Raw genomic sequence first — 14,736 nt, 5'->3', positions numbered from 1 at the left:
CGATAGGCGCCAAATTGGCGAAATTTAGTGGGTAGGACTATTATCAATATGTTCTGGCACTGAAGCTTATTTAAAACGGATAGATAACGGATAGATAACAGAGGGCAAAACATGATGTTGTTAGACGCCTACTTGCAAACCCGCCGAGTCAGCGAACTGCTTTGCGAGCCTTTAGAAGTCGAAGATTTTGTGCCGCAAGCGGTTGAATTTGCCAGCCCTCCGAAATGGCACTTGGCGCATGTCACTTGGTTTTTCGAAACTTTTATCTTAAAAGAATATTTACCAGGCTATCGAGAATTTGATCCCCAGTTTAGCTTTTTATTTAACAGCTATTATCAATCAATTGGTCGCAGAGCAATTCGAAATCAAAGAGGTATTTACAGTCGGCCAACGGTAAAACAAGTGTATCAATACCGCCATTGTGTTGATGAACATATGAAAAAACTTTTGTCCCCATCTCAATTGTCAAAAAATATCAATCAGCAGGTCAAGGATCTCATCACCTTAGGTATACATCATGAGCAGCAGCATCAAGAATTGTTACTAACAGATTTAAAATATACGTTTGGGTTAAATGAATTACATCCGGTATATCAGGCCGATTTTAACTTAATTAAAGATCACAATAATGCCAGCGGTTGGCTGAAGATAGATGAAAATTTATATGCGGTTGGTCATCAAGGTGAGGGCTTTTGTTTTGACAATGAATTGGGAAGACATCAGGTTTATTTACCTTCATTTGATATCAACAAAGCACTCGTAACCAATGGTGAGTATATCGAATTTATTGAACAGCAAGGTTACCAAAACTTCAGCTATTGGTTAGACGATGGATGGAGTTGGTTGCAAAAGCAAAAAATAAGTAGCCCTTTATATTGGCATAAAGTCAATGGAGAGTGGTTTTATTATACTTTGGCTGGTCTTAAACCGGTTGATCCTGAAGCCATGCTATGTCATGTATCCTATTACGAAGCGCAAGCTTATGCCAATTGGAAAGGAATGCGATTGCCGACAGAGTTTGAATGGGAAGTGGCTAGTCAGCAGCTAGCGTGGGGCAAGCGATGGGAATGGACGTCTTCTGCTTATTTACCTTATCCAAACTTTGCGACTAAAGCAGGCGCAGTCGGGGAATACAACGGAAAATTTATGGCTAATCAAATGGTATTACGGGGTGCATCGGTTGCAACTTCATCTGGTCACGCGCGCTGTACTTATCGAAATTTTTTCTATCCGCATATGCAATGGCAATTTTCAGGCATCCGTTTGGCTAAATAACACAAAAAATCAGGGATATTCATTATGTTAGAGCAATTTTCAATTGACGTAGATCAAGGGTTAAGTAGTGAGCAAAAGTATTTACCCTCTAAATACTTTTACGACAAAGTCGGGGATGCTTTATTTGTAAAAATTATGGCATTGCCAGAATACTATTTGACCCGTGCTGAGATGGATATTTTTGAACAGCAAACACTGTCTATGCTCAATGCTTGGGCATTGGATAAACATCAGCATTTTGAATTAATTGAATTGGGTGCAGGTGATGGGAGTAAAACAAAAAAATTGCTCAGTGCGCTACAACGAAAACACTACAAGTTTGACTATTTGCCAATTGACATATCTGCCAATGCATTGGACCAATTGGAAGCGTCACTGGCCCGAGAATTACCGGATATTAAGGTTCACAAGCAACAAGGAGATTATTTTAAGATATTGGCGTCATTAAAAAGCAGCCATCATCCCAAGGTGGTATTATTTTTAGGCTCAAGTATCGGCAATATGAGTGATGAAGAAGCGAATGGCTTTCTGATTCAGTTAGGCAAAACCCTTAATCCGCAAGATAAATTACTGTTAGGTGCAGACTTAATAAAACCGGAATCTTTGGTTTTACCTGCTTACAATGACAGTCAAGGTGTTACCCGAGATTTTAACTTAAACTTGTTGGCTAGAATAAACCGTGAATTAGGTGGCGATTTTGATTTAAATCAATTTAAGCACGATCCTAGTTATACGCAGCAAGAAGGCATTGCAAAAAGTTATCTAACCAGTTTGGCCGATCAGCGTATCACGGTAAAACACACAGGAAAGCAATATTGGTTTAAAGCGGGTGAAAAAATTTATACTGAAATTTCACGTAAATATAGTGATGAAATCATCCAAAATATAATCGAAGGCTCTGGCTTTCAAATGATAGATAAACTGACAGATCAGAATAATTTATTTGCGGACTACATATTTAATAAGCGCTGAGCTAGTTTTTTAAGCTAGCTCATATGTAATTTGTCACTCTATTTATATAGCCGTTAGGCGAATTTTAAGTAATGAGTCGTTTTCTGCGCAACCACATTAATACGCCAGTAAAGGCTGACAATATGATACCGACACCCACAATGGCATAGACAATTTTACTGGCTAAACCTGCAAAGTTACCAAAATGTAATTCGCGTAGGCTATCCACAAACTGATCTACAAAACCCCGTTTTCGAATATCACGCGCGACGATTAATTCGCCACTATTTTTATTAAAAGTCACTGTTGAACTATATTGACTGGCAAAAATATTCATTGAAGGCACTTCGCCAAATATCGTAACGTTTCTGTCCGGTTCAAAAGGAAACAGCAAATAAGTCGGGCGAAACCCGTTAATCGTATTTTTGCTTTGTTGTAATAGCGCATCAAAGTCTAAATTGTCGCTATACATGCGCTCAGTTAAGATAAAATGTCCACCATTTTCATGTTCTTCATGCTCATGTAAGAACTCGACTAAATTAAAATAAACACCGGTTAAACCTATGATTAATAAAACGGGCGAACACCAAATACCGCCTTGCCTGTGAAGTTCACGGTTTTGCGCTTGTTTATTTTTAGCGAATGAAAAGGTGAAAAATTTACGCCAAAAACGTCGATAAATTATCAAGCCACTGATGCCCAAAACGCTCAATATTATGGCCACAAACAGGCCAATTAAAGTGCCAAGATTAGGCTGATCCTGCCATAGGTTATTCAACAGCAGGGTATAATGCAATTCTAACAACCAGTCAGTTAAATAATGATTAAGTGGTTGAGGCGCACTTAAAATTTCTGCTGTATAAGGGTTTAAAAAAACTTTGTACCAGTTTTCACTATGCTTTTTAATTAAATAAACCCGATCTGCTTGATAACCGTCATCAAATAGTTCCCAACTGCCAATTTCGTACTCAGTGAAGTTTGAATTGATTTTTTCAATCAAGGTGTTAGTCGACAATCTGCTATTGCCTTGTTCTGAAATTGTTGCCTGGTCAGGCATTAACAAGCTGTCTATTTCAAACTTAAATACTAATAAACTGCCGGTCAGTGCAATCAACAAAATGGGTACCAAGGCAACGAGCGCAAGGTAACCATGTATTTTAAAAAGCGTCTTTCTCATACGTATACTTTAGCTATTGACAATAATGTTTATGGTAATGATAATGATTACCAATATCAATATAATTTACATATTAGGCAGTTTTTGAATCTTCAATTTGATTGTTTTCGGGCAAGGTTAAAGATTTAAATAGAATACATACCCACATGAAATATACAGTACGCTATCTAACTCAATGTTTAGGGCTGATCGGTTTGTCAGCCAGTTTGTCAATACATGCTCAAGCACAGAGTGAAGCAAAGGAAGGCGCTGTTGAACGAATCGAAGTTGTTGGACAAGAATCAGATCAGGCGATTCGCCTTTCTGGGTTTAACGTCGATTTATTATTAACCGACAAATACCAAAACTCGGTTTTCGATTTAAATCAAATCCTGAATTTTTCTCCAGGTATTCATGTTAGAAGCAATGGTGGCGTTGGTTCATCGTCTGAGTTATCGATCAATGGTTTATCGGGCAATCAGATCCGTTATTTTTTTGATGGTATTCCAATGGAAAATTTTGGTGGTGCACTGTCTTTAAATAACTTTTCCGGAAATTTAGTTGAAAAAATGCAAGTTTACAAAGGTGTGGTTCCAATTGAGCTGGCTGCGGATGCTTTGGGCGGGGCGATAAACATTATTACCCCGTCGCTTGATGAAAACTTGCTTGATTTATCGTATTCCTATGGTTCATTTAATAGCCAAAATTTAAGTGTGTTTTCACAAATTGCCTTTCAAAATAACTGGTTTGTCAGAAGCTCTGTTTCGCTAAATCATTCAGATAATGATTATGAAATGCACAATATTAATAAAATTGAAAACGGCAACGTGGTCGGGGTGCAAACGGTACGTCGTTTTCACGACGCGTACACATCTGGTTCTATCAATCTTAAAGCGGGCATACAAGGCACCGAATTGGCTGACGAACTATCGGTTGGCGTGATACTGGCTGCGAATAAAAACGAACAGCAGCATCCAGAAAAATCAACCAATAAAGTTTTTGCTGGTGTATACAGTAAAAATGACAGCAAATTATTTTCGGCAATTTATAAAAAAGACTGGCAACAATTCGGCCTAAAAGGCTATCTGTTAACTGGCAAAATAACCGAGTCATTTTACGATACACTCAACCGGATTTATGCATGGGATGGCAGTTATACAACACCTAATAATGCCACTGATGGCGAATTTGGTACGCAATCTATCTTTCATTTAACCGATGATATTTTACGTTACAACCTGTCTGCCGATTATCATTTAAATCAACAGGATACATTGACGCTAAGTTACGCACATAATGCAATAGAACGTCAGGGTTATGATGAAATTAACGCCAACAATACATCATTCAGTACCCCCAACCGGTTGGATAAGTCGGTCTTGGGTTTTGCATACAACACGCAAATTTTAAATGACAGTATCCGTTTTGGTGTTTTTGCTAAACACTATCAGATGGGCGGCGAAATTATTGCAGAGCAACAAGTTGAATTTGAAACAGTCGAGCAAACAACACTTATAAATTTTGATAAATCGGGCTTCGGTGCAACATTAAGTTATCAGTTGTCGGATGATTGGCTGGTTAAAACTTCATTTGAAGAGGCGGTACGTTTACCAGAGCCGGTTGAAATCTTAGGGACTGGCAAATATGTCATGCCAAGTCCAGAACTAAACCCTGAAACCAGCCGCAATTTTAATTTAGGTTCAACTTACCGATACTCTGTTGAAAACTTATTTACCCGTACGGAAGTTAATCTGTTTTTAAGAGACACTGAAAACCTCATTCGTTATGTCCCCGAGCAGATTATTCGAGGTCGTTATTTAAACGATCGCAAAGTACAAACCAATGGTATTGAACTGGCTTGGTATGGTCGTTTGCACGATTATTATTCACTTAACTTAAATGCCACATATGAAAATGCAACCGATCAATCTTATGTTGATATTGATGGTTTCCCCCACAATCATCACGGAGATCGTATACCTAATCGTCCGTATCAATATGCCAATGCACGTTTTTCATTAGATTGGATGGCCTTTGATATCGCCGGATTAACGACCAGTTGGTCTATCAATTATGTCGGACAGTTCTTCTATCAATGGGAAAGTTCCGGTTCAAAATCAACTAAATTTCAAGTACCAACTCAAGCTACCCACGACTTGGATATTGAATATGCATTTAAAAATGATGCATACCGGGTTTCATTTTCAACGCGAAATATCTTTGATAAGGCGGTGTACGATAACTTTAATATCGACAAGCCGGGCCGTGCTTTTTACATAAAATTCAGATACTTAAATTAATTAAAAACATTAGGAGTTTACTATGTTTAACCGTAATACATTGTCAGTCGCAATGGCGACACTGTTGTTATCCGCTTGTGGTAGCAGCTCTGATTCAAATGACCAAGCAAAAGAAAATAACGAAGTTGAAATGCCCAAATTTGCTTTAGCTTACAAACAAGCCGTATCGGGTGAAGCTGAATACCTGTTACCCGCAAACGATTTAATGCAAGGGCAGATCAATGCCAATAGTGTAGGCGCTGAGCAGTTAGGCTGGAATTACTACTATCCAGTGGGCAATACAATATTTGTTTCAGGTTATGAAAACTTTGAAACGGTTTCATATAAATTAAATAGTGACGGTGAATTAGCACGCCAGGGCGCTTTTGTGTTTAATAATGCGTTAGAGGTATTTGGTGCAGATGGGGACGATTATCTATTGGCCAGCGATGAACCAAGAGACGGCACCCACACGACACGTACCTTGTATACTGTAAGTGCAGAGTCAGGACACATTATTCGCCAAGTTGGTTACAGTATCTTTGATGAAGACACGGGGACACCGGGTGAAGGCACAGTAGGGTGGGCGACTGCGCTGGTAGTGCGCGGAGATGAATTATTCGTTCCGTTTCATAAACTGGATGATCAAGGTTGGTATACCACACCCGCGCCGGATGAAGCTTTAGTGGCAATTTATGATTATCCATTAAACGATGGTGCATCACCCAAAGCGATTATTTCGGATGACAGAACCAGTCATATCGGCGTAAATGGCTCAACAACAGGCTTAATTTTAACCGATAGTGGCGATATGTATTCGTTTTCTAATGGTACGATTGCCGCTGGTTTTTCTCCTGCTTCAACTAAACCTTCCGGCATTTTAAAAATTGCTAATGGTGAAAGCGACTTTGCACAACACTACTTTTTTAATATTGAAGAAGCGACAAATGGTGGCAGCATTTTTTGGATGGATTATGTCGGTGGTAATAAAGCGATTGCAAGACTGTTAGTAGATAAAAAGGGTGAAGCGCCATGGTCTGCATTTGGCCGGACCAATTTTAATCAAAAATTAGTCATTATTGATTTGGCTGCTAAAACAGTCACAGATGTAGCCAATGTACCTTTACATGCTAAACGTTATAGCTCACCCGTTGAAGTAGTCAACGGCAAAGTTTATGTCAGCATAGAAGAAGAAACGCAGGCCTATATTTACGAAGTGGACATCGAAACCGCAACCGCGACACAAGGTGCTGAGATACAGGGTAAAACAGTTAAAGGCGTGTATTATTTAGCCGATTAACAGCGAAGTTTAAAAACTCATGCTTACACACACACTTACATGCTTTTACACAGGCAATTGCACATACATTTACACACGCATTTACACACACATTTGCGCGTAGTGCGCCTCACGTAATACTCCAGATCTCAACGCGTGTTTATAAAATAAACACGCGTATATCGTTAATCACAGGCTGGGATTTACGGTTTTAAAAAAGTCAGCTAAAGGCTGAATTGATTTTAACTGAGCTTCATAAACCACTAACTTTGCCATTTCTAACGCGCCTTTTTTTGAAAAGTGCGTGCTATCTTCTTTACCATCTGGGTATCTTGGGTGTTCACCTGGGCCGACACTCATGTACAAGGTTTTAGAGCCTTCAACGCCATATTTAAGTAACAGCTTTCCACTGGATTTCATTAAATCGATTAGTGGTGTATTGGTTTCAAGCGCGACTTCTCGCACCAAAGACGGATAAATACCATGCACATCTTTAAGTTTACCTTCGTTATCAAAATAACGTCGCATCACCGGAGTTATCAGTACGGGAAGCGCGTTTTTCGCTTTTACATCGTGCACAAATTTTAATAAGTTTAATTTGTAATCGACAGGTGCCGTATAACGTTCTAGCTTATGATAAGAAGCATCATTGTGACCAAATTGAATTAAAACCCAATCGTTTTGCTGTAGTTTATCGACAATCGTTTGCCAACGATTTTCACGGATAAAGGTTTTGGTACTGCGTCCACCTTTTGCATGGTTTTCGATAACTGCATGGCTTTTTTTGGCTAATAGGGTGGGCAGTAATTGGCCCCAGCCAAAATCGGGACCACGTGCCGGATCAACGTCTTGCACCGTCGAATCACCTGCTAAATAAATATGAGTAAGCTTTTCTTGCGCTGTTACTTGAAATCCAAAAATACAAAATACCCAAATTACTAAGTAATGCATACAGTTGAAACCTCTATTATTTTTGTTCATATTTTTGTTCATATTTTTTACCTTTTGTTAGCTAATGTTTGGATTCTAACCTTAAAATTGCTAAAGTGCTACCGGTGGCATATTCAGGGGTGAATAAACTTGGGGATAAATAACTTGAGGAAGATAAACAAACCGGAGCAACGAAAACAAAAAAATAAACCAGACTTTAGATTTACAAAGAGGTTGAAATGAAAATTCCAACAAAAAATGCCCATATAATAAAAAATTTATTGTGTATTAGCTTATTAATTTGGTCACTAATATTGTGTCAGGCGCTAAGCGCATTTCCGGTTGACGCATATGCCGTCAGTGATAATTACACGCTCGAAGAAAGATACGAGCGCTACAAGGTTAAACATCCCGAATTAAGATACCCAAATGCGGTAATGTCACCAGGTATCAAAATCTATTTTGAAAGGCGCTACCTCAAAGCTAACCGCCAAAGCGAAAGCGAGGGTGAAGGCGAAGGCGAGAAAAGTTCGCAGCCACTAAATCGTGATTTGCACTTAGATATATTTGCCCCTCAAACGCATAACAATAATAAAACGACCTTTGTTTTAATTCATGGTGGCGGTTGGCGATCAGGTAATAAATCGCATATGTATTCTTTAGCAAATACACTGGTTTCATATGGTCATGCGGCGATTATTCCTGAATATCGGTTATCGATAGAAGCTCAATACCCAGCGGCTTTAGTCGATTTAGAGCAGGCACTGTTTTGGATAAAAAACAATGCTGAGCATTACGCATTAAATACGAACAATATCACTATTGTAGGTGGTTCATCTGGCGGCCAACTCGCTGCGCTATTGGCATTTAAAAATGCAGGTAAATTTAGCAACATTAAATCAATTGTTAGTCTGGATGGAGTCTTGAGTTTGACCGATCCTCAAGCTCTAAAGTATGAAAATAAAAATGGAGAAAGATCAGCAGCCGCTTTATGGTTAGGTGGTGCTTACGAGCAAATTCCACACTTATGGCAACAAGCATCGCCAGTCAATTATATTGATGCCGAATCACCGCATTTGTTGTTTATCAGTAGTGGACAAAAAAGGTTTAGTGCAGGCTTTGAAACAGCAAAAGAACGGCTAAAAGCTGTTGGCAAAAACGCAGAAATCATGCGTTTTGAAAATACAATTCATACATTTTGGTTATTTGAACCCTGGTTAACTCAGGTTGCTAAAAAATTAAATGAATTTGTAGAAAAAACACCGTAAAGCATTTATCTTAAAATCATCTTAAACAACAGATATTTAATACTAAAAGGAAAGATTATGTCGATGGTTTTATATGGTTCGTTACCTTCACCATACGTACGCCGGATTCGTATGCTGCTAGAAGGGCAAGACTATCAGTTTCAATTGGTTAATTTATATGATGATGATGCTCGAACAGAGTACTCAAAAATAGCGCCACTAAAAAAAATGCCAATGCTGGAAGATAAAGGGCAGAAAATTTTCGACTCACATGTGATAGCACAATACGTTCAGGAAAAGTTTAACTTAGATAAACCGAGTATTAACGATTTAAACTTGGTCAGTGCTGTTGATGCGGTGACAGATTCTTTAATTATCTTGTTTTATGGCAAGCGCTCAGAACTAGAAATTACAACCGACAAACTGATTTTTCAGTTGCAAATTGAGCGCATTCCTCAAGTGCTTGATTGGTTAAATGAACAAGCAAAGCAGGGCGCATTTGATAAATGGGGTTATGCCAGCATTTGTTTATTGTCTTTGTTAGATTGGATTACTTTTAGAAATTTACATGATATAAGCCAATATTCTGCTTTATTAAAAGTGCAACAAACGCATGGTGAACGTGAGATCGCCAAAGGTACTTATCCGCAATAGTTAAACATTAAATTTCGATTTGCTGGTAGAGCCGTTACCGAAAAACTAAAAAAAGCAGATAGCTTGACGCGTAAAGTCGATCGTCACAGAGCAGTATAAATACATAGAGTTGTTCGTTGCAAAACATAATGAAGTCATACGGCAACTCTATTTATCATTATAAATTAACCGCCCAATTTACCGCCGCCCAATTTATTGCCGCATTAATTATCGCAAAACCCGTTTGCTCATAAACTCACTCCGATCGATTTTTATCTTTTTCGTTACCCCTGTTAAATAAGTGGTTTAATTTTGTACATGAAATGTATATAGTAATACAGTACTAATTAACTTGGTGCAGATCACTCACACGAAATGACACACAACAAAAGGTAAGGATATGAAATACACAAGCATAACCCGCAACCTATTATTAGCATTGAGTTGTAATATCGCTTTTAGCGCAGTCGCAGTAACGAATGGTACTTACGTTTTAAAAAATGGTCACAGTGGTAAGGTTTTAGATGTTTCAGGGGGCTCTCAAGCAAATGGCGCGAATATTATTCAATATAGCCAAAATGGAAACGACAATCAGCTTTGGGATGTAACAGACAGAGGTAATGGTTTATATTCAATCATTTCTGTTGCGAGTAATAAGTCGATTGAGGTTTATAACTTTGATGCAAGTGATGGCGCAAATATTGTGCAGTGGGACTACTGGGGTGGGCCAACACAATTATGGAGTCTAGATAGTTTAAGTAATGGTAACTATGGTGTGATAAATAATTTCAGCGGCAAAGCGGTTGAAGTTTATAATTTTTCCACCGCCAATGGCGCTAATATTGCCCAGTGGACTTATTGGGGCGGGGCGGCGCAACAATGGCAATTTGAACATGCCACGTATGCAAATCCATATGTCGCCGGAGCTGCCAAGTTTACAGATGTTTCGGTGCATGATCCGTCTATCTATGAAACTGTCGTTAATGGACAAAAAACCTATTATATTTTTGGCTCATTTGCCGCTAGCGCAAAATCAACTGATTTAATGAACTGGGAATCGGTATCCGCTGGTGTTGACGATAACAACCCTTTATTTGGTTATAATATTACCAATGAACTTGCAGAAGGGTTCAACTGGACTGGTGAACAAGCTTTATGGGCGGCTGATGTTGTAAAGCTTAACAACGGACAATTTGCTTATTATTACAACCAAAGTTTAATGACAGAACCGCGAGGTTATACGGGCGTTGCGACCAGCTCTAATATCGAAGGCGCGTATAGCAATCAAGGGTTGTTTTTAAAATCGGGCATGTGGGGACAAGAAAGTGAAAATGCGGGCGAAATATATGATCCGACGATCCATCCCAATGCAGTCGACCCGCATGCTTTTTATGATAAAAATGGCAAACTGTGGATGGTTTATGGTTCGTATTCGGGCGGTATTTTTATTTTGGAAATGAACCCAAGTACCGGTAAACCTTATGCAGGGCAGGGATATGGTAAACATTTGTTAGGGGGCGATCATAGTCATATTGAAGCGGCATTTATATTACACCGACCAGATTCTCAATATTATTATTTGTTCACCTCATTTGGCGGTCTCTCAGCCGATGGTGGATATAATATTCGGGTTGCACGAGCAACTTCGCCAGATGGCCCATATTACGATGCACAAGGTAACGATATGGCAAATGTCAAAGGCGATCGCAATTCAATCGCGCCTTATGGCATGAAGTTAATGGGTGGCTTTGAATTCACAGGTGAATATGGTTACCTTTCACCAGGCCATCAATCCGCTTTGTATAATGCGGATACAGGGCAAAACTTTATGGTATTTCACACCCGTTTTCCTAATGCTGGGGAATATCATTCGGTTCGTGTGCATGAAATGTTTATTAACGCAGAAGGCTGGCCTGTGATTGCACCACAGAGATATGTTGCTCTGAATGGTGAAAATAAGGTTGATTTTTACGATATGCTGGGCAGCTATAAATTTGTCAATCATCAAAAAGATATCAACACAACGGCAAAACAATCAGTCAATATTCAGCTAAATGCGGATGGTACTGTCAGCGGAGCAGTGAGCGGTAGTTGGTGGTTACAAAGTGATAATACCTTTCAAATTACGCTTGATAATTTGGGCAGCTTCAACGGTGTAGCCAGTTGGCAGTGGAATGATGCGACGGATCAACTCGTCACCACTTTTACAGCGATTTCTGCAAGCGGTGTGTCAGTTTGGGGGACTAAATAAAAATTAAATAAGTCACCGAGTTTGAAGATATACGGCTCGGTGACTTGGTTTATTTAACTCAAATCGGCTTGTTCATTAATCTAACGGTTTAGCACTCTAGTTGTTCAGTAACCGGGCAATTTGAGCGCTGGCCATGATAAATGGTCCAGTGCCTTTAGGATCGTTCGCAAGGACAGGTTCATCCATATAATAATCGTAACTGCCATCACGGCCATAACCTAAACCAGCAACAAAACACAAATTGATCAAACTGACACTGCCATCTGGGTGCGACTCAATAAATTTATTCACCACGCCCTGATAAGCTTTTAAAGCAGTTGGTTTATATTCAGCACCTATGTAGCCTTTATTTAACGCTTTTGCGTAAAAGTAAGTAAACATGCTGCTGGCCGATGCTTCAAGGTAATTGCCAATTGCATCGGGTTTATTCGGAATTTGATACCAGGTGCCAGATGAATGCTGATACTTTTGTAAATCAGCCGCTAATTCGTTAACAATCTTAAGCATTTGGGCCCGTAATTGTGGTTTAGAGGGCGGAATATAATCTAAAATATCCACCGCTGCCATTGATAACCAGCCCATGCCTCTAGACCAAAACTCTTGCGACAAACCGGTATTTTTATCCGCCCATTCAATGCTTTTTGATTCGTCCCAGCCATGGTAATACAGGCCGGTTTTTGTATCTCTTAAGTATTGACGACTAATTTCAAATTCGTGCACGGCTTCTTCTAGCGATGCGCCGTTTTCAAACATCAGGCTATATTCAGCTAAAAAGGGCATACCCATATATACGCCGTCTAACCATAACTGGTGCGGGTATTTCTTTTTGTGCCAAAATGCGCCGTTTGAGGTTTTCGGGTGTTCATGTAATTGCGCCCGCAATTTATCAGCCGCTAGACGGTATTTTTCATTTCCGGTACGCTGATACAAACGTAACAACATTTTGCCTGAGTTTATTTTATCTATATTAAAATCAGACTTTTTGTAGGTGAGTATTTCGCCATTGTCTGTGATAAACGAGCCAATTAATGCCTCAGATGCTTGTTTATATCTAAATTCGTTGGTTACTTTTTCAAGATCATCAATTGATTGTGCCAGTAATCCAGTCGTGTAGGTATATCTTGATTCTCTAAATCGCATTTTATCAAAACCACCATACACGTAATCGTAGGCTTTACGGCGTAATTCAGAGTCAGCTAAACGTTGTGCAAAGGTTAATGCATACTCTGCTGTTAACGGTTTTTGTTTATCGGCTAAACCTAACTGAGTTGTTTTATCTACCCGAATGCTGCGCGTTAAACGTTGTGCCGTTTGCTGCAGGTATTGCTCAAACGATTGTTGATTTTTAATGCCGTTTTGTTCACCTTGCCAAGCGGCAGCAAAATAATACTCAAGCGCGTTATGATTACTTTTAGTGACAATTACATAATTGTTTTCATCTTGCGTTATATCTTTAATATTGGTTTTACGCACAAAAAGCGCCATACCCAAATTATCGTTGTTTAACGTTTGCTTGCCATAAGATGCAAAGTAGACCCAAGCGGTGCCATGCACATTAGTTTCACCTTGTAACCAAGTGGTATTCGGGTGTTTAACTAAACCAACGGCTAAATTGTCGACTTTTTCACTGGTTGATAAACGTACGTTAACCAAACGGCTGCCGGCTGTCATAGACATTCTGGATATTAGGTCGACTTTTTTACCATCGACTGCCCAGCCTCTATAATCTAACTGAATCGAAGAATAGACAGGGCCGTTTTCTATAATTTTAGAGCGCCAGCTATCTACTTTTGAAACCCGCTCAACGCTTTTGCCATTCCAATAACCATAACCACCCATGCCTAAAGACTTACCAACTTTAAGAATATCCATGCCCCAGTCTTGCATTTCGTGGTAACTGGCGTAACCGTCTAACCCAATGTTATGCAGGGCTATTTGATCTTTTGTTTTGCCAAAAATATCAAACCCGTTGCGCCAATCCATATAAAATCGATAGCCTACTTTATTGGACTCTAAGCCGGTTCCTTCGTAACGAATGTATTCTGAATGGTCGGTATACTGAGGCGGTGTAACAAGCTCATCTACATTCTCAAAATACCCGCCAATATATTTTTTACCTTGCCATTGGCCGCCAACTTTTCTTGAAATTTCAGCTTGTGTGCGTTTTTCAAAACTAGCTTGAGCACTTAATAGCGGATCGGGCGAAATGGTTAACTGAATGCTTTGGCCAGCAGAGAAATTGTTTAATATTGCCAATTGATCGACAAAACCGTCATTGTCTGTATCAATATTTTGGCTTGGGATAAGTTGAGAGCCGTTTTTGACGACTAAATCTTTCACTCTGGGGTCGGTTGAATTGATACCGAGTGATTCATGTGTAAAAAATGTCGTTTCATCGTTTCGTGCAAAAGCGGACGGATTTTTTAGTGTCATGCTTGCAATGATTTGTTGGCTTTTTTGTTGGTGATAAGGTGTTGTAACTTGCGATTCGTTTGTTTGGCTGACCGTGTCTGTATTTGTACAGCCTGCGGCTAATATCGCTAAACCAATAAAGCTGACTTTTCTCATATTTCCCCCATTAACTCTAAAGTCTGTTGATCTTTTGGCAAAAAAAATCGCCCTTTAAACGTCAACCGACACAAATTGTTTAAAATCTCTTTGTTTTGCTTTCACGTTAAATATTTACATTGTTTGTTATAAAGCGAGCATTGGCTTTTTTACTAACATAGTATTTT

The 14,736-nt window shown here is 39.2% G+C and carries 10 protein-coding genes; 7 read left to right on the top strand and 3 right to left on the bottom strand.

Annotation, left to right across the window (positions count from 1 at the left end; translation table 11 throughout):
* Window positions 1-111: 111 nt before the first annotated feature.
* Both egtB and egtD read left to right on the top strand, forming a co-directional pair.
* On the top strand, window positions 112-1,275 hold the full coding sequence (egtB, locus tag FNT16_RS16425; RefSeq protein WP_143872601.1) for an ergothioneine biosynthesis protein EgtB: 1,164 nt from the start codon (window positions 112-114) through the stop codon (window positions 1,273-1,275).
* A 24-nt stretch (window positions 1,276-1,299) separates the two neighbouring features.
* Window positions 1,300-2,247 (top strand): L-histidine N(alpha)-methyltransferase, encoded by a 948-nt coding sequence (egtD, locus tag FNT16_RS16420; RefSeq protein WP_143872600.1) that lies wholly within the window; start codon window positions 1,300-1,302, stop codon window positions 2,245-2,247.
* A 64-nt stretch (window positions 2,248-2,311) separates the two neighbouring features.
* Here egtD and FNT16_RS16415 read toward each other — a convergent pair whose 3' ends face one another.
* The gene (locus tag FNT16_RS16415; RefSeq protein ID WP_143872599.1) at window positions 2,312-3,403 is read right to left on the bottom strand and encodes a PepSY-associated TM helix domain-containing protein; all 1,092 of its coding nucleotides are present in this window, start codon (window positions 3,401-3,403) and stop codon (window positions 2,312-2,314) included.
* A 146-nt stretch (window positions 3,404-3,549) separates the two neighbouring features.
* Between FNT16_RS16415 and FNT16_RS16410 the strand changes: the two genes are divergently transcribed.
* Together FNT16_RS16410 and FNT16_RS16405 are read left to right on the top strand one after the other, a co-directional pair.
* Window positions 3,550-5,682, top strand: coding sequence for a TonB-dependent receptor (locus FNT16_RS16410; RefSeq protein ID WP_143872598.1), 2,133 nt, complete (start codon window positions 3,550-3,552; stop codon window positions 5,680-5,682).
* A 22-nt stretch (window positions 5,683-5,704) separates the two neighbouring features.
* Window positions 5,705-6,961, top strand: a complete 1,257-nt coding sequence (locus FNT16_RS16405) for a DUF4374 domain-containing protein (RefSeq protein ID WP_143872597.1) — start codon at window positions 5,705-5,707, stop codon at window positions 6,959-6,961.
* Window positions 6,962-7,129: 168 nt separating this feature from the next.
* Here the strand turns inward: FNT16_RS16405 and FNT16_RS16400 are convergent, their stop codons facing one another.
* Window positions 7,130-7,891 (bottom strand): rhamnogalacturonan acetylesterase, encoded by a 762-nt coding sequence (locus FNT16_RS16400; protein WP_185976623.1) that lies wholly within the window; start codon window positions 7,889-7,891, stop codon window positions 7,130-7,132.
* Window positions 7,892-8,109: 218 nt separating this feature from the next.
* Between FNT16_RS16400 and FNT16_RS16395 the strand changes: the two genes are divergently transcribed.
* The 3 genes from FNT16_RS16395 (at window position 8,110) to FNT16_RS16385 (ending at window position 12,001) form a co-directional block, all read left to right on the top strand.
* Window positions 8,110-9,138: an alpha/beta hydrolase gene (locus tag FNT16_RS16395; RefSeq protein ID WP_143872595.1), complete on the top strand. Its 1,029-nt coding sequence runs from the start codon at window positions 8,110-8,112 to the stop codon at window positions 9,136-9,138.
* 57 nt (window positions 9,139-9,195) lie between these two features.
* Window positions 9,196-9,771 carry a glutathione S-transferase family protein gene (locus tag FNT16_RS16390; RefSeq protein WP_143872594.1) on the top strand — a complete coding sequence of 192 codons (576 nt, stop codon included), beginning with the start codon at window positions 9,196-9,198 and terminating at the stop codon, window positions 9,769-9,771.
* A 379-nt stretch (window positions 9,772-10,150) separates the two neighbouring features.
* A complete protein-coding gene (locus FNT16_RS16385) occupies window positions 10,151-12,001 on the top strand; it encodes an RICIN domain-containing protein (protein ID WP_143872593.1) in 1,851 nt (616 codons plus the stop codon).
* A gap of 96 nt (window positions 12,002-12,097) precedes the next feature.
* Here the strand turns inward: FNT16_RS16385 and FNT16_RS16380 are convergent, their stop codons facing one another.
* Window positions 12,098-14,569 carry a glycoside hydrolase family 88 protein gene (locus FNT16_RS16380; protein WP_143872592.1) on the bottom strand — a complete coding sequence of 824 codons (2,472 nt, stop codon included), beginning with the start codon at window positions 14,567-14,569 and terminating at the stop codon, window positions 12,098-12,100.
* Between the last annotated feature and the right edge of the window lie 167 nt (window positions 14,570-14,736).

Origin of the sequence: Catenovulum sediminis (assembly GCF_007289895.1) — a bacterium.
Classification (GTDB): Bacteria; Pseudomonadota; Gammaproteobacteria; order Enterobacterales; family Alteromonadaceae; genus Catenovulum; species Catenovulum sediminis.
Note: the sequence above shows the minus strand (reverse complement) of the source record. Positions and strands in the feature narration are given on the sequence as shown.

Bases quoted from the DNA above. Each gene is read 5' to 3' on its own strand.
- FNT16_RS16415 (WP_143872599.1), bottom strand. From the start codon at position 3,403: ATGAGAAAGACGCTTTTTAAAATACATGGTTACCTTGCGCTCGTTGCC.
- FNT16_RS16400 (WP_185976623.1), bottom strand. From the start codon at position 7,891: ATGCATTACTTAGTAATTTGGGTATTTTGTATTTTTGGATTTCAAGTA.
- FNT16_RS16405 (WP_143872597.1), top strand. From the start codon at position 5,705: ATGTTTAACCGTAATACATTGTCAGTCGCAATGGCGACACTGTTGTTA.
- FNT16_RS16380 (WP_143872592.1), bottom strand. From the start codon at position 14,569: ATGAGAAAAGTCAGCTTTATTGGTTTAGCGATATTAGCCGCAGGCTGT.
- FNT16_RS16395 (WP_143872595.1), top strand. From the start codon at position 8,110: ATGAAAATTCCAACAAAAAATGCCCATATAATAAAAAATTTATTGTGT.
- FNT16_RS16390 (WP_143872594.1), top strand. From the start codon at position 9,196: ATGTCGATGGTTTTATATGGTTCGTTACCTTCACCATACGTACGCCGG.
- FNT16_RS16410 (WP_143872598.1), top strand. From the start codon at position 3,550: ATGAAATATACAGTACGCTATCTAACTCAATGTTTAGGGCTGATCGGT.
- egtB (WP_143872601.1), top strand. From the start codon at position 112: ATGATGTTGTTAGACGCCTACTTGCAAACCCGCCGAGTCAGCGAACTG.
- egtD (WP_143872600.1), top strand. From the start codon at position 1,300: ATGTTAGAGCAATTTTCAATTGACGTAGATCAAGGGTTAAGTAGTGAG.
- FNT16_RS16385 (WP_143872593.1), top strand. From the start codon at position 10,151: ATGAAATACACAAGCATAACCCGCAACCTATTATTAGCATTGAGTTGT.